The sequence below is a fragment of the Pseudoduganella sp. genome, assembly GCF_041914865.1.
Classification (GTDB): Bacteria; Pseudomonadota; Gammaproteobacteria; order Burkholderiales; family Burkholderiaceae_D; genus Rugamonas.
On the sequence record NZ_JAYSCO010000005.1, the window covers coordinates 149,154 to 156,506 of the forward strand.

Here is a 7,353-nt window from a genome sequence, read left to right on the forward strand (position 1 = left end):
CTCAGTCCAGCCATTCCACGTCTTTGCCGAGCGCATGGCTCAGGCGCTGCCAGCGCGACTGCACGGTGGCGTCGATCTGGTTGGAGGCGGTATCGACCTTGCAGCCGCCGCGCTCGAGCGTCGGGTCGTCGATCACGCGCCAGCCGCCTTTGTCCAGCTCTTCGGCGATGCTGTCGCGCACCACCACGGCGTCTTCCGGGTTCAGGATCAGCAGGGCGGGCTGCTGCAAAACCGGCAGGTATTCGATGGCTTCGCGCACGATCGGCAGGATCAGCTCCGGCTTCACGTGCAGCGCGTTTTTCAGCATGCCCTTGGCCAGGTGCAGGGCCAGCTCCAGTACTTCGTTGCTGATCACCTGGTCGGCCTCGCGCAGCGCCGCGCTGAAGTTGCCGGCGATCTCGCGCACCGGCGCCAGCGCCTGTTCGGTGGCGGCGCGCTGCTCGTCCAGCGCCTGCGCCATGCCTTCCTCGTGGCCGGCCTTGAAGCCTTCGTTATAGCCTTGCTGGCGCGCGTCCTCGCGGATGGCGGCCAGTTCTTCCTCGGTAGGGTACTCGGGTTGCGGCGGATTGTCGGCCGCGTAGGCGGCTTCCTCCGCTTCGATGACAGCCGCTTCCTCGGCCGCCGCCAGGGCGCGCGCCTCGGCTTCCTCGCGCTCGCGCTGGGCGACCACGCTCGGGCGCGTGTCGCCGAAGGACTGCAATTCCCAGCGCTGGTAGGCGGTCTGCTGTTCTTTTGGAATATTCGACATCAAACGAAGGAATCCTCACCTTTGCCGCCCAGCACGATCTGGCCTTCGTCAGCCAGGCGCCGCACAATCTGCAGGATCTGCTTCTGCTGGGTTTCCACTTCCGACAGGCGGACCGGGCCTTTGTTCTCCAGGTCCTCGCGCATCATTTCCGAGGCGCGCGCCGACATGTTCTTGAAGATCTTGTCGCGCAGGTCGGGCGAGGCGCCTTTCAGCGCGATGATCAGCATTTCGGACTGCACTTCGCGCAGCAGCAGCTGGATGCCGCGGTCGTCGACATCGATCAGGTTGTCGAACACGAACATCTCGTCCATGATCTTCTGCGCCATATCGTTGTCGTAGTTCTTGATATTGTCCATCACGTTCTGTTCCTGCTCGCCGGACATGAAGTTCAGGATCTCGGCCGCTGCGCGGATGCCGCCCAGCGTCGATTTCTTGATGTTCTCGTTGCCGGACAGGAGCTTGGTCAGCACGTCGTTCAGTTCGCGCAGCGCGGCCGGCTGCACGCCGTCCAGGGTGGCGATGCGCAGCACCACGTCGTTGCGCAGGCGGTCGGTGAAGTGGCCCAGGATTTCGCAGGCCTGGTCGCGCTCCAGGTGTACCAGGATGGTGGCGATGATCTGCGGGTGTTCGTTACGGATCAGCTCTGCCACCGACTGCGAGTCCATCCACTTCAGCGACTCGATGCCGGACGCATCCTTGCCGCCCAGAATACGCGACAGCAGCACCGACGCCTTGTCGTCGCCCAGCGCCTTGGTCAGCACCTGGCGGATGTACTCGTCCGAATCGAGGCCGACGGTGGAGGCGGCCGCGTACTGGTCACGGAAATCGTCCAGCACATCGACCACCATCTCGTGCGGGATGTTCTTCATGGTCGCCATCGAGGCGCCCAGCTTCAGCACCTCGCGCGGGCCGAGGAATTTCATGACTTCGGCCGCTTCGGCTTCGCCCATGGCCAGCATCAGGATGGCGGCTTTCTGCAGCCCGGTGTTTTCACTAGTCATTGTTGCCTATCCATTCCTTGATGACGTTGGCGACGATGCGCGGATCTTCCGTCGCGAGTTTCTTCGCCAGCGCCAGGTTGTCGCGGTAGGTGCGGGCAGTGTTTTCTTCCATCTTGGCGATTTCTTCCGCCAGCAATTCTTCCGGCGTCGGGCCGACAGGTTCCACGATAGGCTCCGGTTCTGGTTCCGGTTCCGGCTCGTTGATCTCGTCGATCTTCTTGAATACCGGACGCATCATCGGACGCACGATGCGCAGCAGGATGTACAGCAGGATCAGGGCCGTGATCAGGAACTTGGCCAGCTCCTTCGCCAGCGGCAGGTTGGCCGGGTCGCGCCACCATTCGAGCGGCGGTTCCGGCTCCTTGTCGACGCCGTCGAATGGCGCGTTGGCCACGCTGACCGAGTCGCCGCGGTCCTGGTTGTAGCCCATGGCTTCGCGCACCAGGCTGTTGATCTTGGCCATCTCATCCGCACTGAGCGGCTTTACCACCACCTTGCCGTTTTTATCGATGGTCCGACGGTAGTTTACTACGACCCCGACCGTCATGCGCTTCAAGCCGGCCATGGCTTTCTGCTCATAGCGCACGGTCTTGTCGACTTCATAATTGGTGGTCGATTCCTTATGCGTCGGGCCGGCCGCCGTGGTGGCGGCGCCGGTGCCCGGCTGGCCGGGCGCGCCGGCCGCGCCCGGCGGCGTGGTGGTCAGCGGGGCGGTGGCCACACCCGGCGGCTGGTTCGACAGCGCGCCCGGGATGCCACCCGGGTTCTGGTTGGCATTGCCGGTCGTTTCGGTGCTCTGCTGGCTGCGGATGGCCGAGGCGGCCGGCGGCGAGTTCGGCTTATAGCTTTCCGCCGCCTGCTCGATGGCGGAGAAGTCAACGTCGGCCACTGCCTCGGCGCGCACATTGCCTTCGCCCACGATCGGGGTGACGATCGATTCGACTTGTTTGATGACCTGCTTTTGCAGCTCCTGCACGTACTTGAGCTGGGACGCGTCCAGGTTCTTGGCATTGTTGGCGGCGTTGCCGTTCTTGTTCAGGTCCGACACCAGGTTGCCGGCCTGGTCCACCACGGTGACGTTGGCCGGCGACAGTTCCGGTACCGACGAGGCCACCAGGTGCACGATGGCGCTGACCTGGGCCGGGTCGATCATGCGGTTGGCATGCAGCTGCAGGATGACGGAGGCGGTCGGCTTCTGCTGGTCGCGCACGAAGACCGACGGTTTCGGCATGGCCAGGTGCACGCGCGCCGATTCCACCGCGCCGATGGACTGGATCGAACGCGCCAGCTCGCCTTCCAGCGCGCGCTGGTAATTGACCTGTTCCAGGAACTGCGACACGCCCAGCTTCTGGTTCTCCATCACCTCGAAGCCGACATTGCCGCCCTTGGGCAGGCCCTGCTGCGCCAGGCGCAGGCGCACATTGTGCACCTGGTCGGTCGGCACCAGGATCGCCTGGCCACCCTCGGCCAGCTTGTACTTGACCTGCATCTGGTCCAGCGCCGCCGTGATGGCGCCGCCATCCTTGTCGGTGTAATTGGCGAACAGGACTTTGTAGTCCGGCTCCTTGTTCCACATCCACAGGATCAGGATGAGTGCCAGGATGCCCGCCACGGCCGCGCCGCGGATCACCATCTTGCCCATCGGGGTCTGGAAGAAGGCGAAGCGGCCTTTCGGCGCCTGCTGGGCGTCTGGATCGTCGATATCGAGTTGTTCGGCGGCTGCAGCCATGGGTAATCACTGTGGGTTAATGGGCCTGTTGCACATTATCAGGCGACATTGCGCCGGTTAAAGGCAGGAATAAGCACCCGTTTGCCTTGCTGCTCAGGGCAATCCCCTTGTGCGGGACACCGTATTCTGGAAGCCTGACAGTAGGAATCTATTGTAGCAAGGCAACATCCCACTGCAAAAATTTTGGAGTAAAAAGAAATGAGAACAGGCGGCATAGACAGCAGCCAGATACAAGCGATGATCGCCCAGCTGAAGGCCGCGGCGACCCGGCCCGCAGCCACGCCCCCGGCGATCCAGACTGAAAAAGTCGCCCCCAAGCCCGACTTCACCGACGCCATGAAAGGCGCGCTGGACGCCGTACAGGCCAGCCAGACCAAGGCCGAAGGCCTGACCAAGCGCTTCCAGATGGGCGACGACTCGGTGAATTTATCGGACGTGATGATTTCGATGCAAAAAGCCAGCATCAACTTCCAGGCCACCGTCCAGGTGCGCAACAAGCTGGTGCAGGCTTACCATGACATCATGAATATGCAGGTGTAGTGGAGTAAAAAAATGGGGACGAAAAAAAATGGGGACGTACCCCATTTAATGAGCAACATTCTCGGAGAGAATGTTGCTCATTAAATGGGGTACGTCCCCATTTTTTTCTGTTCAGCCGAGGCCGGCGATGCGGGCGTTGCGTTCGCGCTCGAGCTTGGTGATGTAGCGCTGGACGGCGTTCAGGGCCGAGCGTGGCAGCTCGACGAACTGGCAGCCGAGGCGGCGGTTGGATTTGTTGTTTAAAAGCGTCAGGTCGAGCGAATTGCGGATCTGCAGGCCGGTGGTGACCGTGCCGACCTCGGGCAATTCAATGCGGCAGTCGGTGTATACCTTGCCGATCGTGTCGCCCAGCACCAGGCTGTTGTCGAGGATGGCAATGCCGCCGCAGCTGATGTCGGCCAGCGGGAAGGCTTTGCTGCCGCCGCCCAGCTCGGCCGGCAGCGGTATCATCACGCGCACCGGGTTGCTGACCGGCGTGGCCATGCGGTAGAACTCGCGGCGCTGCAGGCGGATCAGGCTGGCGGGCAGGGCCATTTTGAAGGCCGGGCTGCCTTCGAAGGTGCATGGTTCGATGTGGTCGCCACCGAACATGATGCGGATCTTGTCCAGCGTGGTTTCGAAAGAAAGCCTTTTGGCGCCTAGGATGCGGCGGTTCTGGTCGGGGTTGATCGAGCAGTCGAGGATGACGCTGCCGGCGTCGGCGTCGACTTCCAGGATGGACGTGACGCACACGTCAGACTCGCCATGCACCAGCATGCGGATCAGCTGGCTTTTTTCGCCAATGCTGCGCAGCAGGGCGATGATCTCGCGGCGTGAGGACACCTCGAAGTCGTGCCAATTCTCCAAGTCCGAGTCCGAAATATAGCTGTGCATCAAAGTCCGTTGTCTGGGGATTCATTCGGTACGCTGAGATCGGGCGCCGGGGGCGGGGGCTGGCCTGTCTTTTGCGCTGCTTCAATATGATATAGCCACGCTAACAGTTCCGCAATTACACGGTAGAGCAGGGGCGGGATCTGGTGGTCCAGGTCCACTTCCATCAGCAGCGAGACCAGTTCCTTCGATTCGTGGATGAACACGCCGTGCTCGGCGGCGACGGCAATGATCTGCTCGGCCACCAGGCCGCGCCCTTTGGCCACCACCTTGGGCGCCGCTTCGCCGCTCTTGTAGGCGAGGGCGACGGCGCTTTGCAGCGGCTTGCGCGGCAGCTCGTTGGGGTCACCCTGGGCCATCTTTGCCTTCCGCATTGATGGCCAGTGAGCTCAGCGGTGCGCCGGCCGCTTCCAGCGCCTGCTGCAGGGTGCCGGCCCAGGCGCGCAGGGTGTCGGCGGTTTCCTCGCTGCCCGATTGGACGGCGATGTGGACCTGGTCGCCGACCAGGGTGACGTTGGCGGCCACCTTGCCCAGCAGCGGAAAGCGGAAGCGCACGCCGCTGCGCCAGACGGTTTCCGGCTCGCCGTCGCGGCCCTCGCGCCGGCTGCCCTGGCCGTCGCGCTGCTGTTCGCGTTCGACCAGCCACTGCATGGGCTGGCCCGGCCAGGCTTCGCCTTGCCACAGCACCTTGCCTTGCTCTTGCGTGTGGAGCTGCTGGTTGATCATCTGCGCCGCCGCCAGGTCGGGGCCGGCGGCCAGCCTGGCGGCCGCTTCCAGCGGGTTCTGCTGGGCGCCCTGGGTGGCGGCGTGGCGCTGCATCTGCGGTTCGCGCTGCAGGTCCTGCAGCGGGCGCTTGCCGGCGGCCCATTCGGCGACGTGCGACTCGTAGAACAGGCCGCTGTCGCCGAGGGCGCGCTGCAGGCCTTCGCTGAGCTTGCGGGCCTCGGGCGCGCCGCCGCTGCTGAGCGGTGCCTTGCCATTGATCGTGACCGGCACGCCGGGCGTGGTGTACGCAGTGGCCAGGGCGCTGGCGATGGCGCGCGCGGCCGGGCTGAGGGCCGCTTGCGGCGTGTCTTTGCCCAGTGCCGGCAGCTGTTCGGCGGGAACCAGCGGCGCTTTGCTGAGCAGGGCGGCGCCGGGGCTGAGCGGGCGCGCCTGGGTGTGCGCGGCGCTGGCCTGGTTGGGCTGTGCGGCCGGGCCCTCGGCCTCGGCCCCGGCGGCAGGGGCGCCGGCGGCGGCGGCGCGCGCGGCGGCCGCGGCGTCGCCGGCAACGCTGCCCGGCGGCGTCCCCGGTGCACCGGCCTGGCCAGGCGGCGGCTGCTTGCCGCTCAGGTTGATGATGGCGGCTTCCTGCGCGGGCAGGCGGCCGCCGCTTTCCGGCAGGTCGGGAATCTGGTCGCCGCTGACGAAGGTGGCCATTTGGCCCGCCTGCGGGCTGCCGGCGCCCACCTGCAGGGTGGGGCGCGGCTGGGCGCTGACCACGGTCAGCGGCAGTTCATCGCCGGCATTGAAGCCGGGCGGCAGCAGCATGCGCGCGTTGGTGTCGGCCACCCGCACCAGGAAACTGCCATCGTTGAATTTGCTGAGGACTTGGGCGGGCAGGGTTTGCCCGACCATTTGCGACAGGGCGCGCTGGAAGGCTTCCTGCCGCGGCGCGCCGACCGGCTGCGCCACCGGGGCGGCGCTGGTGGGGCTGACGCCCCGGATGTCCAGGCGCGGGGGCAGCATGCCAGCCGCCCCGCTCAGACGGCGCCGTAGGCGGCGGCCAGGCGCCGTTCAGTGCCGGTGTTGTTGATCAGTTTGGACAGCTGGGCCATCCAGGGCATGGTCAGGTCGCGGATCTGGCGGTCGTCGTCCAGCATCTGCTTGATCAGGCCGAGCTTCTGCTGGCGCTCGCCGGCGTCCAGCGTGACTGCCGCTTCATTGTCGCGCAGCTGGGCGACATGGCTGCTTACCTGCTGCTCCAGGCCTTCCAGGCCATCCCAGTCGGCCGCTGTCGCTGCCGCCACCATCTGCTTGGTCAGTGCTGCCATGGCGGCGTAAGCGCTCAAAACTTCCACGTTCGTCATTGTCATCCTCGGTTACATGCTGGCGAAGGCAGCAGGCTGGGTGTTGGTGGCCTGGGCGGCGCTGCCGCCGATCTGGTTCCAGGTGTCGCGCAAATCGGCCAGCAGGCCGCGCACTTCGTCCAGCGCCTGCTGGTCGTTGTGCAGGTTGGCGTGCAGCAGGCGGTTGCTCATGTATTCATACAGGGCATCCAGGTTGGCCGCGATCTCGCCGCCGACTTCCTTGTCCAGGCTGGCGCGCAGGCCGTTGTCGATGATCTGAATCGCCTTGGAAATGGCCTTGCCTTTTTCCTGGATATTGCCAGCGCCCATCTGCACGCCGGCAGTGGCGATGGCGGCCAGCGCGCCATCGTAGAGCATCACGATCAGCTTGTGCGGCGAGGCGGCGCTGACGCCGGT

General features: G+C 65.1%; 9 protein-coding genes. 1 reads left to right on the top strand and 8 read right to left on the bottom strand.

Annotated elements, in window-relative coordinates:
- Position 1 precedes the first annotated feature (1 nt).
- From ACE3TQ_RS04255 to fliF, 3 genes are read right to left on the bottom strand one after another with little or no spacing between them, the layout of a single operon-like run.
- Positions 2–748: a flagellar assembly protein FliH gene (locus ACE3TQ_RS04255; protein ID WP_374580699.1), complete on the bottom strand. Its 747-nt coding sequence runs from the start codon at positions 746–748 to the stop codon at positions 2–4.
- Positions 748–1,749, bottom strand: a complete 1,002-nt coding sequence (fliG, locus tag ACE3TQ_RS04260; RefSeq protein WP_374580700.1) for a flagellar motor switch protein FliG — start codon at positions 1,747–1,749, stop codon at positions 748–750. Before fliG ends, ACE3TQ_RS04255 begins: the two co-directional genes overlap by 1 nt.
- Complete coding sequence (gene fliF / locus ACE3TQ_RS04265; protein ID WP_374580701.1) at positions 1,742–3,478, bottom strand: flagellar basal-body MS-ring/collar protein FliF; 1,737 nt, start codon at positions 3,476–3,478, stop codon at positions 1,742–1,744. The genes fliG and fliF overlap by 8 nt, the downstream gene beginning before the upstream one ends.
- A gap of 198 nt (positions 3,479–3,676) precedes the next feature.
- Between fliF and fliE the strand changes: the two genes are divergently transcribed.
- Positions 3,677–4,018 (top strand): flagellar hook-basal body complex protein FliE, encoded by a 342-nt coding sequence (gene fliE, locus ACE3TQ_RS04270; protein ID WP_374580702.1) that lies wholly within the window; start codon positions 3,677–3,679, stop codon positions 4,016–4,018.
- A gap of 111 nt (positions 4,019–4,129) precedes the next feature.
- Here the strand turns inward: fliE and ACE3TQ_RS04275 are convergent, their stop codons facing one another.
- The 5 genes from ACE3TQ_RS04275 to fliS form a co-directional block, all read right to left on the bottom strand.
- The gene (locus tag ACE3TQ_RS04275) at positions 4,130–4,891 is read right to left on the bottom strand and encodes a flagellar brake protein (protein WP_374580703.1); all 762 of its coding nucleotides are present in this window, start codon (positions 4,889–4,891) and stop codon (positions 4,130–4,132) included.
- Positions 4,891–5,247 (bottom strand): EscU/YscU/HrcU family type III secretion system export apparatus switch protein, encoded by a 357-nt coding sequence (locus ACE3TQ_RS04280; RefSeq protein ID WP_374580704.1) that lies wholly within the window; start codon positions 5,245–5,247, stop codon positions 4,891–4,893. Before ACE3TQ_RS04280 ends, ACE3TQ_RS04275 begins: the two co-directional genes overlap by 1 nt.
- Entirely contained in the window at positions 5,234–6,616 is a 1,383-nt protein-coding gene (locus ACE3TQ_RS04285; protein WP_374580705.1) for a flagellar hook-length control protein FliK, read from the bottom strand. Before ACE3TQ_RS04285 ends, ACE3TQ_RS04280 begins: the two co-directional genes overlap by 14 nt.
- A 14-nt stretch (positions 6,617–6,630) precedes the next feature.
- On the bottom strand, positions 6,631–6,957 hold the full coding sequence (locus ACE3TQ_RS04290; protein ID WP_374580706.1) for a flagellar protein FliT: 327 nt from the start codon (positions 6,955–6,957) through the stop codon (positions 6,631–6,633).
- Between the two features lie 12 nt (positions 6,958–6,969).
- Positions 6,970–7,353, bottom strand: a 384-nt coding sequence (gene fliS / locus ACE3TQ_RS04295; protein ID WP_374580707.1) for a flagellar export chaperone FliS, incomplete at its 5' end; no start/stop codon positions are given.